Source organism: Pantoea sp. PvP021 (assembly GCF_054056055.1).
Genome location: NZ_JBSRXX010000001.1, coordinates 1,419,804 through 1,438,448, shown reverse-complemented (window position 1 = coordinate 1,438,448; position 18,645 = coordinate 1,419,804). Strand labels below are relative to the sequence as shown.

Sequence of the window (18,645 nt, the reverse complement as noted above, 5' to 3'; positions counted from 1 at the left end):
ACGTGGCGGAAGAAAAAAAAGGCGGGCATCGCGCCCGCCTGGATGGAGTCTCTGTTTTACCGCAGCCAGTTGGTTTTCGCCAGTTCTACCACCTCATCACCGCGACCATTCATGATGGCGCGCAGCATGTAGAGACTGAAGCCTTTAGCCTGCTCCATTTTGATCTCGGGCGGCATCGCCAGTTCCTCTTTGGCGGTAATGACATCCACCAGCACCGGGCCATCGTGGGCAAACGCCTGCTCCAGCGCGCCATTGAGATCAGATGCCTTTTCCACCCGGATACCCCGGATACCGCAGGCCTCGGCGATAGCGGCAAAGTCAGGATTCTCCAGCTCGGTGCCATCGGTGAGATAGCCACCCGCTTTCATCTCCATCGCCACAAAGCCCAGCACGCTGTTGTTGAAGATCACCAGTTTGACCGGCATTTTCAGTTGCGCCAGCGAGATAAAATCCCCCATCAGCATGCTGAAGCCGCCGTCGCCACACAGTGCCACCACCTGACGATTGCGATCAATCGACTGCGCGCCCAGCGCCTGTGGCATCGCGTTCGCCATTGAGCCGTGGTTAAACGAACCCAGCAGGCGACGTCTGCCGTTCATCTTCAGATAGCGCGCCGCCCAGACGGTCGGTGTCCCGACATCGCAGGTAAAGATGGCGTCATCACTGGCGTAGTGGCTGATCTGCTGTGCCAGATATTGCGGATGGATCGGCTGCTTATCGTTGGGCTGCGCCAGTTCGTCCAGACTTTTGCGCGCCTCGCCATAGTGCTTAACCGCGCTGTCGAGATGGCTGCGATCGCTTTTGTGTGTCAGTTGCGGCAGCAGCGCCTGCAGTGTGCTTTTCACATCGCCGACATAGGCCTGATCGACGTGACAATGTGACCCAAGGCTGCCCGGATTGATATCAATCTGGATGATTTTAGCCTTTTCCGGATAGAAGGCGCGATAGGGAAACTGCGTGCCCAGCAACACCAGCGTCCCGGCATTCATCATGGCGTGGAAACCGGATGAGAAACCGATCAGACCGGTCATGCCGACATCATAAGGGTTGTCATATTCGATGTGTTCTTTGCCGCGCAGCGCATGGACGATAGGGGCTTTCAGCGCTTCTGCCAGCGCTACCACCTCCTGATGCGCTCCGGCGCAGCCACTGCCGCACAGCAGCGTAATATCGCTGGCTTCGTTCAGCGTCTGCGCCAGCTGCACCAGTTCGGCGGGCTGTGGCAGGACTTGCGGCAACTGTGGCGGATACCATTCCGCGCTGGCGCTCTCTGGCGCCAGTTTAAGCGCGACATCCCCAGGCAGCACCACCACCGAGACACCACGATTCAGAATCGCTTTACGCATCGCGATGCCCAGCACCTGCGGGAGCTGCTCAGGGTTCGAAACCAGTTCGCAGTAGTGGCTGCATTCGCGGAACAGCTCCTGCGGATGGGTTTCCTGAAAATAGCCGCTGCCGATTTCGCTGGAGGGAATATGTGCCGCAATCGCCAGAACAGGAACGCGGTTACGATGGCAATCGAATAGACCGTTGATCAGATGTAAGTTGCCTGGCCCACAGGAGCCGGCGCAGACCGCCAGTTCACCGCTGATGTGCGCTTCCGCGCCCGCTGCGAATGCGGCGACTTCTTCATGGCGCGTCGGCATCCATTCAATGGTGCCCATGCGATTAAGACTGTCGCTCAGGCCGTTAAGGGAATCCCCGGTGACGCCCCAGATGCGTTTTACGCCCGCGCTTTCCAGCGTTTTGGCGACCAGCGCCGCGACGGTTTGTTTCATGCTCTTCTCCTTTGTCGGCCCGCCCTGAAGAGTGACGTGACCAGAACCGAAAAAAGAAGCGTAGACGACACGGCAGAAAAGCAGGCGTGAAAAAATGCGCTGGCAGAGCTCAGCGCATATCAGACAGGATTCAGGCGGAGAAGAGGGCGATAAGAATCGGGGCCAGCAGGCTCATCACAAAGCCGTGCACAATGGCGGCCGGGACGATCTCATTGCCGCCCGCCCGCTGCAGCACCGGCAGGGTAAAGTCCATTGAAGTGGCGCCACACAGGCCGAGTGCGCTGGAGCGATGACGGCCAATCAGCGCCGGAATGAGCATGATTGCCAACAGTTCACGTATCAGGTCGTTGAAGAAGGCGGCGCTGCCGATGACCGGACCAAAAGCTTCGGTCATCAGAATGCCGGAGAGAGAGTACCAGCCAAAACCACTGGCTAACGCCAGACCGGTTTTCAGCGGCACGCCCAGCAGCAACGCCGCAATCATGCCGCCGATAAGCGCGCTGACCAGCACCACGCTGGCAACCAGCAGGCCACGACGGTTCAGGATAATCTGACGCAGCGTCATGCCGCTGCCGCGCAGCTGAATGCCAACCAGAAACAGCAGGAAGATCAGCGCATATTCGCTGGCCGTTGAGGCGTGGTGCAGCAGTGGCCACTGGGTCAGGCCAAGCAGAAAACCGATGACAACCACGCCGCACAGCTTCAGAGAGTCCAGCGCCATATGCAGCCGCGAGGGCAGTTTCTCCTGCCGGTGCGCATGCTGCCAGGGGGCATATTTTTCCAGCCCGCGCAGCGCCAGCAGGTTGCACAGCAGAATGCAGAAGGCCGCTACCAGCGCGGTGTGAAATACCGCCAGCAGATTGCTGCTCAGGTTGTCGAGAAAGGCCAGGCTGATGCCCATAAAGAACAGAATGACGTAAACCATCCAGCCCAGCAGCTGATTGACCCGGCGCAGGGTTGAAGTTTGACGGAACGGTAGCAGCCAGCCGGCGATCAGCGGCAGAAGAATAATCAGGAGTCCGGAGTACATAGCGATAAGGGCCATCCATGGTGGAAGAGGCCACACGCTAGCGAAAAAGCGTAACGGAGTAAACCCTGAGAAAGCGGCTTGACCGGCTCGCTGGCGGCAACCATGCTGTTTATAAACTGAGGATGGACGCCTATGATTCTGGAACATATCGACATTCGCGGTTTCCGCGGCATCAATAAGCTCTCACTGCCTTTAACCCAGACCAATCTGCTGATTGGTGAGAACGCCTGGGGCAAATCCAGTCTGCTGGATGCCCTGAGCCTGTTACTTTCGCCCCATGAACCGGCCTATGTTTTTACCGAGGCTGATTTCCATTTCACCCCAGGCGATGTGACCGATGCGATGCGCCATCTGTCGGTGGTGTTCCACTTTCGCGATGACGGCAACGACCCGGATGCGGTGCTGTCGACCTTCTGGCAGCGTGATGCTCAGGGCCAGCGTCAGCTCTGTTACAGCGTCAGCGCCACCTGGCGTGACAGCGGTATCGAAACCCGCCGCCGTTTTGTTGACCTGAACTATCAGCTGTTACCTGAGCAGAACTGTGCGGCGGCCATCGATCTTTTGCTGAAACGGTATCCGGTTCTGCGATTGCGCGATGCGCGTTTCAGTAAGCGGACGCGGAGTAGTGCACCGCTCCCCACCGCACATCCTGAGCTACTGGCGGGTATGGAGACGCTGGTGCGCGATCTGGAGCACCATCCGCAACAGCTCAGCGATGAGGTGCTGCGGCAGGGGCTGAAGACGATGCAGCAACTGATGCAGCACTACTTTCTGGTGCAGCCGCCCGATGCGGGCAACGAGGTCAGGCTACGGGACCCGCAGACGCGCGAGGGGGGACAGGGATGGCGGGCGCTGGATCACCTGAATCAGCTGATTGCCGGAACCGACTCCCGCAGCCGTCAGCTGATACTGCTGCAGATGTTTACCCTACTGATTGAGGCACGAGGAGACGTCCCGCTGGCCGCCGGTGCACGCCCGCTGCTGCTGATTGAAGATCCGGAAACCCGGCTGCATCCGATTATGCTGTCGGTAGCATGGAATCTGCTGAGGCTGCTGCCGCTGCAAAAAATCGCCACCACTAATTCGCCGGAGCTGCTGTCGCAGGTGCCGGTGGAAAACGTCTGTCGTCTGGTGCGTGGACCCTCGCGCGTAGCGGCCTGGCGCATCGGTCCGGAGGGACTGAGTGCCGAAGAGAGCCGGCGCATCGGCTTCCATATTCGGGTCAACCGGCCTGCCGCGCTGTTCGCCCGTTGCTGGCTGCTGGTGGAGGGAGAAACCGAAGTCTGGATCATGAATGAGCTGGCGCAGCAGTGCGGTTACAACTTCGCCGCTGAAGGCGTGAAGGTGATTGAGTTTGCGCAGTCGGGGTTAAAACCGCTACTGAAGTTTGCCCGGCGCATGGGTATCGCCTGGCATGTCCTGACTGACGGTGATCAGGCGGGGAATAAATATGCCAGTACGGCACGCACTCAGTTACAGCCGGGTGAACCGGAGCCGCGTTTTCTGACGCAGTTACCGGCGCTGGATATGGAAAATTTTCTCTATCAGCACGGCTTTCAGGATGTCTATCATCAGATGGCGCACCTGCCGTTAAACGTTCCGATGAGTTCCAGGCGTATTATTACTAAAGCGATTCACCAGAGCTCCAAGCCGGAACTGGCGATCGCAGTGGCTACGTCGGCGGCGGAACGCGGGCCAGAGGCCATCCCGCCATTGATGCGGCAGATGTTTGCCCGGGTGATTGGACTGGCGCAGGGCCAGGCAGATTAGGTGACATCGAACAGGAAAATGCCAGCGGCACTGGCTGGCATTTTTGGGTCTTTGTTCAGAAAGGCGATATGTGTCAGGCCACAGCCTGCACCTCGACCGGCACGATCAGGCTGGCGTGATTGCCTTTCGGGCCTTCGTGGACATCGAACTGAACCTGCTGGCCTGCCTTAAGCGTGCGGTAGCCTTCCATCTGAATGGTGGAGTAGTGCGCAAAAATATCTTCGCCACCGCCAATCGGACAGATAAAGCCAAAGCCTTTGGAATTGTTGAACCATTTAACTGTGCCCGTCTCCATGCTTTTACTTCCCTCGCAAGACATTTTATAAGTAGGTGAGGTCATCGAAGCTGTGAGTCGGATTTGATTAAAACTCAATCAGCCTGTGCAGCTAGAATGTAGAGAAAGCGCGGCTGACGTCAAGCAAACCACCGGGCCAGGTGGGGAAAAAATCATCAAAATTTGAGGCAGTTAACGCTATTGCGAATTTTGTGATGCAGGTCGCGCAGGGGAATTTCTGAATAAATTTTCAGCAGCGGCATGCGGCTTGACAGGCATGTTAAACTCTCAATATGTAGCTACTTAAAGGCTAAAAGCAAAATCTCAACGGAACACTATGGCAAACGCAAACGACTGGCTTAACTTTGAACATCTGGCCGACGATAAAGTACGTGAAGGGTTAAAGCCGCCTTCTATGTATAAAGTCATTCTGAATAATGACGATTATACACCTATGGAATTTGTTATTGACGTTGTACAAAAGTTCTTTTCTTATGATGTTGAACGTGCAACGCAGCTGATGTTGAAAGTTCACTATCACGGCAAGGCGATCTGTGGTGTATTTACTGCAGAAGTCGCCGAAACAAAAGCGGCCCAGGTGAACAACTATGCACGGGAAAATCATCATCCGTTGCTGTGTACGCTGGAAAAGGCCTGAACCCGTCTCCATATAGGAAACAGGTAAGGGCGATAATTGGGGGAGGTGCCTAATGCTCAATCAAGAACTGGAACTCAGTTTAAATATGGCTTTCGCCAGAGCGCGTGAGCACCGTCATGAGTTTATGACCGTCGAGCATCTGTTACTGGCGTTGCTCAGTAACCCGTCGGCCAGAGAGGCACTGGAAGCCTGTACGGTGGACATTGTGGCTCTGCGGCAGGAACTCGAAGCCTTCATCGAACAAACTACGCCCGTGCTGCCTGCCAGCGAAGAGGAGCGTGATACACAACCCACGCTTAGCTTCCAGCGCGTCCTGCAGCGTGCGGTTTTCCATGTCCAGTCATCCGGTCGCAGCGAAGTCTCCGGTGCGAATGTGCTGGTCGCCATTTTCAGCGAGCAGGAGTCGCAAGCGGCTTATCTGCTACGCAAACATGAAGTGAGCCGCCTTGATGTGGTGAACTTCATCTCTCACGGTACGCGTAAAGATGAGTCCGGCCAGGCGCCAGGCGCAGAAAATCCGGTTAACGAAGAGCAAGCAGGCGGGGAGGAGCGTATGGAAAACTTCACCACCAATCTTAATCAGCTTGCTCGCGTCGGTGGTATTGATCCACTGATTGGTCGCGATAAAGAGCTGGAACGTACCGTTCAGGTGCTATGTCGTCGCCGTAAAAATAACCCGCTGCTGGTGGGTGAGTCGGGTGTGGGTAAAACCGCCATTGCTGAAGGTCTCGCCTGGCGCATAGAGCAGGGCGATGTACCGGAAGTGATGAAAGACTGCACGATCTACTCGCTGGATATCGGTTCGTTATTAGCCGGCACCAAGTACCGTGGTGACTTTGAAAAACGTTTCAAAGCGCTGCTGAAGCAGCTGGAGCAGGACGAACACAGCATTCTGTTTATCGATGAGATCCATACCATCATCGGTGCGGGTGCTGCATCCGGCGGCCAGGTCGATGCTGCGAACCTGATCAAACCTCTTCTTTCCTCTGGCAAGATTCGGGTGATGGGTTCCACCACCTATCAGGAATTCAGCAACATCTTTGAAAAAGACCGTGCCCTGGCACGTCGCTTCCAGAAGATCGATATCACGGAGCCTTCACCAGAAGAGACCGTGCAGATCCTGAATGGCCTGAAGACCAAGTACGAAGCGCATCACGATGTGCGCTATACCGCTAAAGCGGTGCGCGCAGCCGTGGAACTGGCGGTGAAATATATCAACGACCGTCATCTGCCTGACAAGGCGATTGATGTGATTGATGAAGCGGGTGCGCGTGCGCGCCTGATGCCAGCCAGTAAGCGCAAGAAAACCATCAACGTCTCTGACATTGAAACGGTGGTGGCTCGTATTGCCCGTATTCCTGAGCAAAGCGTGTCAGCAAGCGACCGCGATACGCTGAAAAATCTGGGCGATCGTCTGAAGATGCTGGTGTTTGGTCAGGACAACGCCATTGAGGCGCTGACGGAAGCGATCAAAATGAGCCGTGCAGGTCTGGGTCAGGATCGTAAGCCGGTCGGTTCCTTCCTGTTTGCCGGGCCTACCGGTGTCGGTAAAACGGAAGTCACCGTGCAGCTGGCGAAAGCGCTGGGCATTGAGTTGCTGCGCTTTGATATGTCCGAGTATATGGAGCGTCACACCGTCAGCCGTTTGATTGGTGCGCCTCCGGGTTATGTCGGCTTTGATCAGGGCGGCCTGCTGACGGATGCGGTGATTAAGCATCCTCATGCGGTGGTGTTGCTGGATGAGATTGAGAAAGCACACCCGGATGTCTTCAACCTGCTGCTGCAGGTGATGGATAACGGTATGCTGACCGACAACAACGGTCGCAAAGCGGACTTCCGCAATGTGGTGCTGGTCATGACCACTAACGCCGGTGTCCGCGAGACTGAACGTAAGTCGATTGGCCTGATTCATCAGGACAACAGCACCGATGCCATGGAAGAGATCAAAAAGATGTTTTCTCCAGAGTTTCGTAACCGTCTCGACAACATTATCTGGTTCAGTCACCTGTCACCAGAGGTGATCCATCAGGTGGTCGACAAGTTCATTGTCGAGTTGCAGGCGCAGCTGGATGCCAAAGGCGTGTCGCTGGAAGTCAGCGATGAAGCACGCGACTGGCTTGCTGAGAAAGGCTATGACAAAGCGATGGGCGCTCGTCCGATGGCGCGCACCGTGCAGGACAGCCTGAAGAAACCGTTAGCCAATGAACTGCTGTTTGGTTCGCTGGTGGATGGCGGCTCGGTGTCAGTGGCGCTGGATCGTGAGAAAGGTGAACTGACCTATCACTTCCTGAGTGCTGAAAAACGCAAAACCGAAGGCACTGTGCATTAATCACCTGCTGCAGATATGAAAAAGGCCGGATTAAAATCCGGCCTTTTTTTTCGCTGCAAATTGCAGAGCGATGAGATTACTGCAAATTAGCGACTACGGAAGACAATGCGGCCTTTGCTCAGGTCGTACGGGGTCAGCTCAACGGTCACTTTATCACCCGTCAGGATGCGGATGTAGTTTTTGCGCATTTTACCGGAGATATGAGCAGTAACCACGTGTCCGTTCTCAAGTTCTACGCGGAACATGGTGTTAGGTAACGTATCCAGTACGGTACCTTGCATTTCAATATTGTCTTCTTTGGCCATCGAATCCTCTGGGTGTACTACCTTTCAGTTGAACCGGCAAGATAATGCCCAATTCAACGATTTATGTAAAGAACCGTCGGCGATTTTGCCAACGCTTTGCCGGGGTGCACGTCAGTCGCGCGCATCCGGTAAAATTAGGGTGTTTATGTGACGTCTGCGGGGGATTAGCGGGCTAAGAATCTGTATCAACCGGTTACACGCGCACGATTGAAAACAGTTCCGAGAGTGCGTTGAGATTCCCAGCCTGGCAATTCCGGCTCGTTATTGCGAAGCGCGGACGACATACCAAACTCGACCATTATACCACTTAATACGCCTTTATGTGTGCAAAACATCTCTGTGCGACTAAAAAAGGGTTTGTGTCTGCCAGCAGCCATCGCTGACAGGCTGGCACGCAAGGCTTTGTACATATTGCAGATAGTCAGCGCGCGGTATCTCCTGCGCCCCCAAAGAGGCCGTATGAGGGTTAAGTACCTGACAATCCACCAGACGGCCCTGATGTCTGAGGAAATGCTGACAAAATACCCAAAGTGCGGTTTTTGACGCATTCTGCTGACGGCTGAACATTGATTCGCCGCAGAAGATTTGCCCCATCGCCAGCCCATACATGCCACCTGCCAGCTGATGTTCGTCCCATACTTCAATGGAGTGGGCGTGGCCCAGTTCATACAATCGCAACCAGGCGCGCTTCATTTCAAAGGTGATCCAGGTGCCTTCCTCACGACCGGCGGCACAGCCCTCGATCACCTCGGCAAATGACTCATTCATCGTCACCCGATAGGGCGAACGGCTGTGGAAACGCTTCATGCTCCGGCTGAGATGAAACTGCTCAGGCAACAGCACTGCACGGGGATCGGGCGACCACCAGAGAATCGGGTCGCCAGAAGAAAACCACGGAAAGATGCCGCGCTGATAAGCGTTAAGTAACCGGGCAGGGGAGAGATCACCCCCCATGGCCAGCAGGCCGTTTGGCTCGCGCAGCGCCATCTCCGGTGGGGGAAATTGCAAAGATTCCCGTGACAGTTGTACCAGTCTCATCGCGTTTTGTTACCTATCAGCATTTCGCTAAGACTATAGCGCAATCCGCTGCCGGAAACGCCAGTACCGACCCGCTTTTGAGATTAATTCGGCATGACTTCCCTGTTCCACAATCACGCCATTATCCATCACGCAGATGCGATCCATCTGCTCCAGGCCGCTGAGCCGGTGGGTGACCATTATTACGGTCTTGCCAGCGGTCAGCCGCTGCAGCAGGGTGAGGATATGCTGCTCGGTTGTGGCATCCAGTCCTTCGGTGGGTTCATCCAGCAGCCAGAGATCGCCGTTATGCAGTAACGCACGCGCCAGCGCCAGCCGACGCAGTTCGCCGCCTGACAGCGGGCGACCGCCTTCTCCCATCCAGGCGTTTAATCCTTCCGGGCTCTCAAGCAGGCGCTGCAGGCCGACGTCATTCAGCACGCGGCTTAACTGCTCATCAGTAGCATCGGGACAGGCCAGCAGTAGGTTATCACGCAGGCTCTGACTGAAGAGATGAACCCGCTGAGTCACCACGCTGATGCGCTGACGCAGCGCTGGCTCTGACCATGCGGTGATCGGCAGGTCATTCAGGCTGATAACACCGTGCTGGCTATCCCAGCCACGGGTTAACAGCGCCAGCAGAGTGGATTTGCCGCAGCCGGTCGGCCCCAGCAGTGCAATGTGTTCACCGGCTGCCACCTTAAGGGTAAAGCGGTTCAGCACCTTATCCGGGCGGTCGGGATAGCTGAAGTCGAGCTGATCGATAGCAACCGCGAGTCGTCCTGGCCGGGCGTCTGAATCTGCCGGAAAGGTGATAGCGGGTGACTGATCGATAATGTCATTGACTCGCTGAGCGGCATTTATCACCTGCGACATGGGCAGAAAGGCCCCTGCAACCGGTGCCAGCGCCTCGAAAGCAGCCAGCGCGCAAAACACCACCAGGGCAATCAGCGAGCCGGGCAACTGCTGCTGGCTGATTGTCGCCGCACTGAGCCAGAGCAACAGTGTGACGGTTACGCCGCTGATCAGCAGCAGCAGGCTCTGTGCCGCAGCCTGCAAGCGCTGTTGCTGGCTCTGAGCCTGCTGCCAGCGCTGTTCATCTTCATCAAGTTGCTGACGCCAGTCCCGCGAGGCACCGTACAGGGTGAGCTCAGCCTGAGCCGCCAGCCACTGCATCAGCTGTAAGCGCCAGCGGGCGCGCCCACGGGCAATCGCGCCGCCTGCGGGCGATCCCAGACGGTAAAACAGCGCTGGCATCACCACCAGCGTACTCAGCATGATGCCGCCCAGCGTCAGTGCCAGCTGAAGATCGATGAAGCTCATTCCGAGGGTAACCACGACAATCACCACCAGTGCGCCGATCAGCGGCGAGATGACGCGCAGATAGAGGTGATCCAGCGTATCGACATCGGCCACGAAGCGGTTGAGCAGGTCCGCCTGCCGGAACCGCGAAAGCTGGCCTGGCGAAAGGGCCATCAGGCGGCTGAAGGTGTGGACACGCAGATGCTGAAGAACCCTGAATGTTGCATCGTGGCTGACCAGCCGTTCAGCATAGCGTGCGGCAGTGCGAATGATGGCGGCGCCACGTACGCCTGCCGCAGGCAGCATATAGTTGAAGGTATAGAGACCGGCTACGCCTGCCACTGACGAGGCGGCCAGAAACCAGCCTGAAAGCGTCAGCAGGCCGATGCTGGCCAGCAGGGTAACAATCGCCAGCACGATGCCCAGCACCAGGCGATAAGGGTGGCGCAGCCAGAGACGAAGAAAAGGACGCAAGGCGGACATCAGCGAATCTCCTGTTGACGATGCTTCAGCATCTCACTGAAAGCACCCGGCTGTTGCGACAGCTGCTGCCAGTTACCCTGTTGCACCAGCTTACCGGCTTCCATTACCCAGAGGGTCTGCCAGTGACTTAGCGTATCAATCTGATGGGTTATCATCAGCGTGGTCTGGCGGGCTGCCGCCTGGTTCAGCGCCAGCATCACATGACGTTCACTGAGCGCATCCAGGCTGGCTGCGGGTTCATCGAGCAGCAAAAAATGCGAGGATTTATAGAGTGCGCGCGCGACCGCGACCCGCTGCGCCTGACCCACCGACAGCTGATTACCGCCATCGCCTGGCAGGGTGTCAATGCCCTGGGGCAGCCGAGGCAGGAACTCATTAATGCCGCACGACTCCAGCAGCGCCGCAAAACGCTCGTCATCCCAGGCCGCATTCATCACGATATTGTCGCGCAAGGTGGCGGCCGGTAACTGAGGATTCTGTCCTACCCAACTGAGTTGCTGATGCCAGTCACTCCGTCGTATATCGCGAAGTTCAACGCCATTCGCTTTCAGCGAACCCTGATAAGGCAGAAAACCGAGCAGGGCGTTCATCAGGGCCGTTTTACCTGCCCCGCTTTGACCGACCAGCGCAATCTGTTCGCCAGGGACGACAGTAAAAGAGAGCGGGCCGCACAACACCTGACCATCAGGCGCACAGACACGCAGATCTTCGGCGGTAAGTGCGATTGAGCGATCGGCAGTGAAGGGCAACTGGCCTTCCTGCGGCGCGGTGGCAGGCGTCGCCTGCATAAAGGCTTCAAGGGCATCGGCACCGCCTACAGCCTGGGCTTTGGCGTGATAGAAAGCGCCGAGATCGCGCAGCGGCTGGAAAAACTCCGGGGCGAGGATCAGCACCAGAAAGCCGGCAAACAGCGTCACGCCCTGGCCGTAATCACCAAAATGCAATTCGCCCAGATAGGAGAAACCAAAGTAGACGGCCACCACGGCAATCGCCAGCGAGGCAAAAAACTCCAGCACGGCAGAGGAGAGAAAGGCTAAGCGCAGCACTTCCATGGTGCGCTGGCGAAAATCGGTGGTGGCGGCGGCAACCGCCTGCTGCTCCGCTGCGCCACGATGAAACAGCCGCAGCGTCTCTCTGCCGCGCAGGCGGTCGAGAAAGTTACCGCTCAGGCGGGCCAGCACCAGGAAGTTCCGGCGGTTGGCCTCGGCCGCACCCATCCCGACCAGCGCCATAAACAGCGGAATCAGTGGCGCGGTGGCAAACAGGATCAGACCCGCCGTCCAGTTGAGCGGAAAAATAGTCAGCAGAATGCAGCAGGGGATCAGCACCGCCAGGGTCATCTGCGGCAGATAGCGCGCGTAATACTCCTGCATCTCTTCGATCTGCTCCAGCAGCAGCGTCGCCCAACTGCCGGCTGGCTTTCCCTGAATCCACGCCGGCCCCAGATCAGACAATCGGTCTAATACCTGCTGACGTAAAGCCTGACGGATAGCCTGTCCGGCACGATAACCGGTCAGTTCACGGGCATAGTTAATCAGGGCGCAGAGCACAAAGCAGAGCAGTAACAGCAGGATGCTGACAGTCAGGGATTCACGCGGCTGCTGGTCAACAATCAGAGCCTGCAGCAGCGAGGCCAGTAAACCCGCCTGAGCAATGATCAGAAGTGCACTTGCCATGCCCAGCAGGGTGTTGAGTCGCAACCAGCGACCGGCGAAATGACGTTGCTGACGAAGCCAGCGGGTAAGATGCTGCTGCCGCGATTTGTCCATGCGAGACCATGATGAATGTCGATGACGGGTGAAAATGGAAAGACATTTCCATCTCTTCAGGCGCAAGAATCTAGCATGAGAGCAATAAAAAAGGCGACGGAAAAACCGTCGCCTGGAACATTTGAGATCAGAGGGTTAACAACTTACTGATCGTTTTTAACCAGTCCGTCAAGAAAGCGCTCAGCGTCTAACGCGGCCATACAGCCGGTGCCGGCAGAGGTAATCGCCTGACGATAGATATGGTCCATCACATCGCCTGCCGCAAAGACGCCAGGGATGCTGGTCTGAGTGGCGTTGCCGTGCAGACCTGACTGAACTTTGATGTAACCGTTCTCCAGCGCCAGCTGACCCTCAAAAATGGCCGTATTCGGGCTGTGTCCGATAGCAACAAAAAGACCCGCCACCTCCAGCGCTTCTGTCTCATCACTGTTCTGGGTAGAACGCAGTGTCAGACCAGTGACACCCATCTGATCGCCCACCACTTCTTCCAGCGTGCGATGGGTGTGCAGCACGATATTGCCATTGCGCACTTTTTCCATCAGGCGGTCGATCAGGATCTTCTCTGCGCGGAAGCTGTCACGACGGTGAATAAGGTGCACTTCAGCCGCAATATTCGCCAGGTAGAGCGCCTCTTCCACAGCCGTGTTGCCACCGCCAATCACCGCGACTTTCTGGTTGCGATAGAAGAAGCCGTCACAGGTTGCACAGGCAGAGACGCCTTTGCCTTTAAAGGCCTCTTCGGAAGGCAGACCGAGGTAGCGCGCTGACGCACCGGTGGCGATGATCAGGGCATCTGCCGTGTATTCGCCGCTGTCACCCGTAAGGCGGAACGGACGGTTCTGCAAATCGACGGTGTGAATGTGATCGAAAATGATCTCAGTATTAAATTTTTCGGCATGCTCATGCATCCGCTCCATCAGCGATGGACCTGTCAGATCGTGCGGGTCGCCCGGCCAGTTCTCCACCTCGGTGGTAGTGGTCAGCTGTCCGCCTTTTTCCAGACCCGTAATCAGTACCGGGTTCAGGTTGGCGCGTGCAGCATAAACGGCTGCGGTATAACCCGCTGGGCCGGAGCCCAGAATGAGTAACTTACTGTGTTTGGCCGTACTCATGCGTTCCTCAGTTTCATTCGGCTGACATAGCCTGCGATTGTAGGGAATATCCGGCGACAATGACAAGGCTTAGGCAATTTTGTTAACGATAGCTGCAAACGGCGTAGACGATGAGCGACGGTTTTGCCTGGCCAATGCGCCAAAAGGGGGCAAAACTCGGGTTAGAGGGGTGCAATAGTGGAAAAATAGTCATTTAAAAACAGATACCCAGCGGACTGTCTGGCATCTTGTCCTGAATTTGGTGATTTTACTTTGACAATCGCCTGCGCTTTTGCGAAAACATTATCAGAAGCGAATAACATTTATCGGAACAAAACAGGTTTTCATCGCCCGTTTTGCACGTAACGCCGAATAAAAGCAGCCTGATATGGATAATGACGCATGCTGTGGACAGACAACATGCGTCATATCGATAGGTGTCAGAACACAGGCTCTGTTAGCTCACTTCAGAAATGCCCCGAACAATGAGCGTTTTCAGGGCGTGGCAGGTAAAGGGAAGGAATTAAGAGAGACAATAATAATGGTAGACAATAAGAAACGCCCCGGGAAAGACCTCGACAGAATTGACAGGAACATTCTGAATGAACTTCAGAAAGATGGTCGCATTTCAAACGTAGAGCTTTCCAAACGCGTAGGCTTATCGCCTACGCCATGTCTTGAACGCGTGCGTCGTCTCGAACGTCAGGGATTTATTCTTGGCTACACCGCGCAGTTGAACCCGCACTATCTGGATGCGTCGCTGCTGGTGTTCGTTGAGATTACTCTGAATCGTGGTGCACCGGATGTGTTTGAGCAATTTAACGCCGCTGTGCAAAAACTTGAGGAAACTCAAGAGTGTCACCTCGTTTCCGGCGATTTCGACTACCTGCTGAAAACGCGCGTACCAGATATGTCAGCCTACCGTAAGCTGCTGGGTGAAACCCTGTTGCGCCTGCCGGGCGTAAACGACACGCGTACGTATGTGGTGATGGAAGAGGTTAAACAGAGCAATCGACTGGTGATCAAAACTCGCTGATGCGGGGCAGGTGCAAAACCTGTGAGATTTCGGTACACTCCTGTGCATTCATACAGGATCAGCGTCGGGCTCGCCCGGCGCTGTTGCTTCTTACTTTACAGGCACCTGGAGAGTCCTCTTGAGCCAGGAATATACAGAAGATAAAGACGTTTCGTTACAATCGATGAGCAGTGGACGTCGTCTGCTGGAAGCAATGCTCATTCTGGTGGCGCTGTTTGCCATCTACCTGATGGTTTCTCTGGTCAGTTTTAACCCTTCCGACCCGAGCTGGTCGCAAACGGCCTGGCATGAACCTATCCATAATATCGGCGGCAGCGTCGGTGCCTGGCTGGCTGACACCTTACTCTTCATCTTTGGTGTGATGGCGTATGCCATTCCGCCCGTCATCCTGGGACTGTGCTGGATTGCTTTCCGTCAGCGCGACAGCCAGGACTACTTTGACTACTTTGCCGTCGGGCTGCGCTTAATTGGCGTCCTCGCGCTGGTGGTGACGACCTGTGGTATGGCGGCGCTGAACGCCGATGATATCTGGTACTTTGCCTCGGGCGGCGTGATCGGCAGCCTGGTCAGTAATGCTATTGCACCCTGGTTCAGTCCGGCTGGCGGCACGCTGATGCTGCTCTGCGTCTGGGCGGCGGGCATTACCCTTTACACCGGCTGGTCATGGCTCACCATTGCAGAAAGAATTGGTGGCGTAGTCATGGGCGTACTGACGTTTGCCAGCAACCGCTCTCGTCACGATGAACCCTGGCAGGAAGAGGATGACGAGCGGGACGCGCGTGAATACGCGGATGTGCCTGAGCTTCATGCCGCCGATCAGGATGATGATGTGCTGCTTTCTGCCCCACGTGCAGCTGCTGAGCCTGCGGCGTCACAGCAGGATCCGCTGCTGGCTAAAGCTGCAGCAGCCACCAGTGCGGCAGTCGCGGCCACCGCTGAAGCCGCCGAGGTGACCCTCGCCCCTGCAGCCACGGTGACGCCAGCATCTGTCGCTGCACCTGCTGCTGCGGTTACAGCTTCGGCGCCTGCCGCGTCAGCGACATCCATCCCTGCATCGCCGTCTGCACAACCTGCGCCTGCGTACGCACAGAGCGCGCCAGCTCCGCAGAGTGTGGCGAATTCCCCGACGCCGGCGCAGAGTGCTTCTGCACCCGCAGACTCACCACCGCTTTATCACTTTGAAATGCCAGACGACGCTCCGGCTACGCCGTCGTTCAGTGCTTACGACGATGATGAACCTAAAATGGGTAACTGGCGGGATACGTCAGCCATCCCTGCGGCATCGGCGGCAGCGGCATCCGCTGCAACGGCAGCCCAGGCAACAACGCGTACTGCGCCTGTTTTTGATTTAGCCCCTGAAACCAATCTCAATCCGCAGGTTAAACAAGGTATCGGCCCGGCACTGCCGCGTCCTAACCCGGTAAAACTGCCAACCCGTCGTGAGCTGGCCTCTTATGGCATTAAGCTGCCTTCTCAGCGCATGGCAGAAGAGAAAGCGAAAACGGAAGAGACCGAACCGGTTAGTGCTGGCTCCGTTTCCTCTGCTCCGGATGCTGAAGAGGCGCTGCAGCAGGCTGAATTGCGACAGGCTTTCCAGTCTGAACAGCAGCAGCGTTACGGCACCAGCTGGCAGCAGGACGAGGAAGATGAACAGGATGCACAGCAGCAGGATGCACTGGCGCGTCAGTTCGCCGAGCAGCAACAGCAGCGCTATGAGCCAGAAGTGAAAAAAGAGCCGGTATTAAATATTGATACCGCCTCAGCGTTTGATTTTTCACCGATGAAAGATCTGGTGGATGACGGTCCTTCTGAACCGCTGTTTACCATTGCGGCGACGCCAGAACCTGAAGCCCCAGCGGTTTCACACGAACCCTGGCAGCAGGTGAGTGAAGTTTCAAGACCTCAGGCTCCGGCTCATGTTCCTGCACCAGCCAGCTTTGCTCCGGCAGAGTCTGCCTATAGCGCCCCGGCAGCACCGTCTGAACCTGACTATGCTGCGCCTGCGGCAACCTCTGCGCCCGCTTATGGTGCCCCTGCGGCTCCTCAGGCTCCGGCGTACGCTGCGCCTGCCTATGGCACGCCAGCGGCAGCGCCGGTTCAGCCGGTGGAAGAGGCGAAACCTTCACTGCATGACAGCCTGATTCATCCGTTCCTGATGCGCCATGAGCAGCCGCTGGAGAAACCTTCCACGCCACTGCCTTCGCTGGATCTGCTGACCGCACCGCCTGAAGAGGAAGAGCCGGTTGATATGTTCTCGCTGGAGCAGACTGCCCGTCTGGTGGAGTCGCGCTTAGGCGATTATCGCGTCAAAGCGGAGGTGGTCGGTATCTCGCCTGGCCCGGTTATTACCCGTTTCGAACTCGACCTGGCACCGGGCGTGAAAGCGGCGCGTATCTCCAACCTGTCCCGCGATCTGGCGCGTTCGCTGTCGACGGTAGCGGTTCGTGTGGTGGAAGTGATCCCAGGCAAACCCTACGTGGGTCTGGAACTGCCAAACAAGCATCGTCAGACCGTCTATCTGCGTGAAGTGCTGGATTGCCCTAAATTCCGCGACAACCCTTCACCGCTGGCCGTCGTGCTGGGCAAAGACATTGCCGGTCAGCCGGTGGTGGCCGATCTGGCGAAAATGCCACACTTACTGGTCGCCGGTACCACCGGTTCCGGTAAATCTGTGGGCGTGAACGCCATGATTATCAGCATGCTGTATAAGGCGACGCCGGAAGAAGTTCGCTTCATCATGATCGACCCGAAAATGCTTGAGCTGTCGGTCTATGAAGGTATTCCGCATCTGCTGACCGAAGTGGTCACAGACATGAAGGATGCTGCCAATGCGCTGCGCTGGAGCGTCGGTGAAATGGAGCGTCGCTACAAGCTGATGTCGGCGCTGGGCGTGCGTAATCTGGCGGGCTACAACGAAAAAGTGGAACAGGCCGAAGCGATGGGTCGTCCGATTCCCGATCCGTTCTGGAAGCCGGGCGACAGCATGGATATGACGCCGCCGGTTCTGGAGAAGCTGCCTTATATTGTTGTGATGGTCGATGAGTTTGCTGACCTGATCATGGCAGTCGGTAAAAAGGTGGAAGAGCTGATTGCCCGCCTGGCACAGAAAGCCCGTGCTGCCGGCATCCATCTGGTACTGGCGACACAGCGTCCATCCGTGGATGTCATTACCGGTCTGATCAAAGCGAACATTCCGACGCGTATCGCCTTTACCGTTTCCAGCAAAATTGACTCACGTACCATTCTCGATCAGGGCGGCGCGGAGTCACTGCTGGGTATGGGTGACATGCTCTACATGCCGCCAAACTCCTCGCTGCCGATTCGTGTTCACGGTGCGTTTGTTCGTGACCAGGAAGTGCATGCAGTGGTTCAGGACTGGAAAGCGCGTGGTCGTCCGCAATATATCGACAGCATTACGGCGGGCGAAGAGAGCGAAAATGCCGGTGGCATCGACAGTGATGAAGAGCTCGATCCGCTGTTCGATCAGGCGGTCGGTTTTGTGGTCGATAAGCGCCGTGCGTCGATTTCAGGCGTTCAGCGTCAGTTCCGCATCGGCTATAACCGCGCGGCACGTATCATTGAACAGATGGAAGCGCAGGGCATCGTTTCTGCACCAGGACACAATGGTAACCGTGAAGTGCTGTCGCCACCGCCACACGATATGTAGTGGCTAAATGTTTTGAAACACAACGCAATGAGCCAGTTCCGACTGGCTCATTGTTTTTATGCGGTTAAACCCCATATCTGAATCAGCTTTCGGTTTTTTCCTCTGTTCTGATGGCGGAACGGCGGCCAGGCTTAAT

13 protein-coding genes are annotated in these 18,645 nt (G+C 56.5%); 5 read left to right on the top strand and 8 right to left on the bottom strand.

The features are described from left to right. Positions 1-56: 56 nt before the first annotated feature. Together poxB and ACVKSX_RS06615 are read right to left on the bottom strand one after the other, a co-directional pair. Entirely contained in the window at positions 57-1,778 is a 1,722-nt protein-coding gene (gene poxB, locus ACVKSX_RS06620; protein ID WP_061901623.1) for a ubiquinone-dependent pyruvate dehydrogenase, read from the bottom strand. A 130-nt stretch (positions 1,779-1,908) separates the two neighbouring features. After that, positions 1,909-2,808, bottom strand: a complete 900-nt coding sequence (locus tag ACVKSX_RS06615) for a lysine exporter LysO family protein (protein WP_354438498.1) — start codon at positions 2,806-2,808, stop codon at positions 1,909-1,911. 132 nt (positions 2,809-2,940) lie between these two features. Here ACVKSX_RS06615 and ACVKSX_RS06610 point away from each other — a divergent pair, with 132 nt between their 5' ends. After that, positions 2,941-4,578 carry an ATP-dependent endonuclease gene (locus tag ACVKSX_RS06610; protein ID WP_354438497.1) on the top strand — a complete coding sequence of 546 codons (1,638 nt, stop codon included), beginning with the start codon at positions 2,941-2,943 and terminating at the stop codon, positions 4,576-4,578. A 73-nt stretch (positions 4,579-4,651) separates the two neighbouring features. Here the strand turns inward: ACVKSX_RS06610 and cspD are convergent, their stop codons facing one another. After that, entirely contained in the window at positions 4,652-4,873 is a 222-nt protein-coding gene (gene cspD / locus ACVKSX_RS06605; protein ID WP_010254451.1) for a cold shock-like protein CspD, read from the bottom strand. A gap of 316 nt (positions 4,874-5,189) precedes the next feature. Here cspD and clpS point away from each other — a divergent pair, with 316 nt between their 5' ends. Together clpS and clpA are read left to right on the top strand one after the other, a co-directional pair. Beyond that, entirely contained in the window at positions 5,190-5,510 is a 321-nt protein-coding gene (gene clpS / locus ACVKSX_RS06600; RefSeq protein WP_010254453.1) for an ATP-dependent Clp protease adapter ClpS, read from the top strand. A 52-nt stretch (positions 5,511-5,562) separates the two neighbouring features. Then, on the top strand, positions 5,563-7,839 hold the full coding sequence (clpA, locus tag ACVKSX_RS06595; RefSeq protein ID WP_010254457.1) for an ATP-dependent Clp protease ATP-binding subunit ClpA: 2,277 nt from the start codon (positions 5,563-5,565) through the stop codon (positions 7,837-7,839). An 86-nt stretch (positions 7,840-7,925) separates the two neighbouring features. On the opposite strand, the gene infA is transcribed toward clpA, so the two are convergent. The 5 genes from infA to trxB form a co-directional block, all read right to left on the bottom strand. Then, the gene (gene infA / locus ACVKSX_RS06590; RefSeq protein ID WP_002211347.1) at positions 7,926-8,144 is read right to left on the bottom strand and encodes a translation initiation factor IF-1; all 219 of its coding nucleotides are present in this window, start codon (positions 8,142-8,144) and stop codon (positions 7,926-7,928) included. Positions 8,145-8,489: 345 nt separating this feature from the next. After that, complete coding sequence (aat, locus tag ACVKSX_RS06585) at positions 8,490-9,182, bottom strand: leucyl/phenylalanyl-tRNA--protein transferase (protein WP_191917177.1); 693 nt, start codon at positions 9,180-9,182, stop codon at positions 8,490-8,492. A gap of 33 nt (positions 9,183-9,215) precedes the next feature. After that, positions 9,216-10,946, bottom strand: a complete 1,731-nt coding sequence (gene cydC, locus ACVKSX_RS06580; RefSeq protein WP_354438496.1) for a heme ABC transporter ATP-binding protein/permease CydC — start codon at positions 10,944-10,946, stop codon at positions 9,216-9,218. Continuing rightward, on the bottom strand, positions 10,946-12,715 hold the full coding sequence (gene cydD, locus ACVKSX_RS06575; RefSeq protein WP_354438495.1) for a heme ABC transporter permease/ATP-binding protein CydD: 1,770 nt from the start codon (positions 12,713-12,715) through the stop codon (positions 10,946-10,948). The genes cydC and cydD overlap by 1 nt, the downstream gene beginning before the upstream one ends. 143 nt (positions 12,716-12,858) lie before the next feature. Beyond that, positions 12,859-13,827 carry a thioredoxin-disulfide reductase gene (gene trxB, locus ACVKSX_RS06570; protein ID WP_003849329.1) on the bottom strand — a complete coding sequence of 323 codons (969 nt, stop codon included), beginning with the start codon at positions 13,825-13,827 and terminating at the stop codon, positions 12,859-12,861. A gap of 520 nt (positions 13,828-14,347) precedes the next feature. On the opposite strand from trxB, the gene lrp reads away from it, so the two are divergent. Both lrp and ACVKSX_RS06560 read left to right on the top strand, forming a co-directional pair. Beyond that, complete coding sequence (lrp, locus tag ACVKSX_RS06565) at positions 14,348-14,842, top strand: leucine-responsive transcriptional regulator Lrp (protein WP_006118610.1); 495 nt, start codon at positions 14,348-14,350, stop codon at positions 14,840-14,842. A 118-nt stretch (positions 14,843-14,960) separates the two neighbouring features. After that, the gene (locus tag ACVKSX_RS06560; protein WP_266093606.1) at positions 14,961-18,509 is read left to right on the top strand and encodes a DNA translocase FtsK 4TM domain-containing protein; all 3,549 of its coding nucleotides are present in this window, start codon (positions 14,961-14,963) and stop codon (positions 18,507-18,509) included. Positions 18,510-18,645 lie beyond the last annotated feature (136 nt).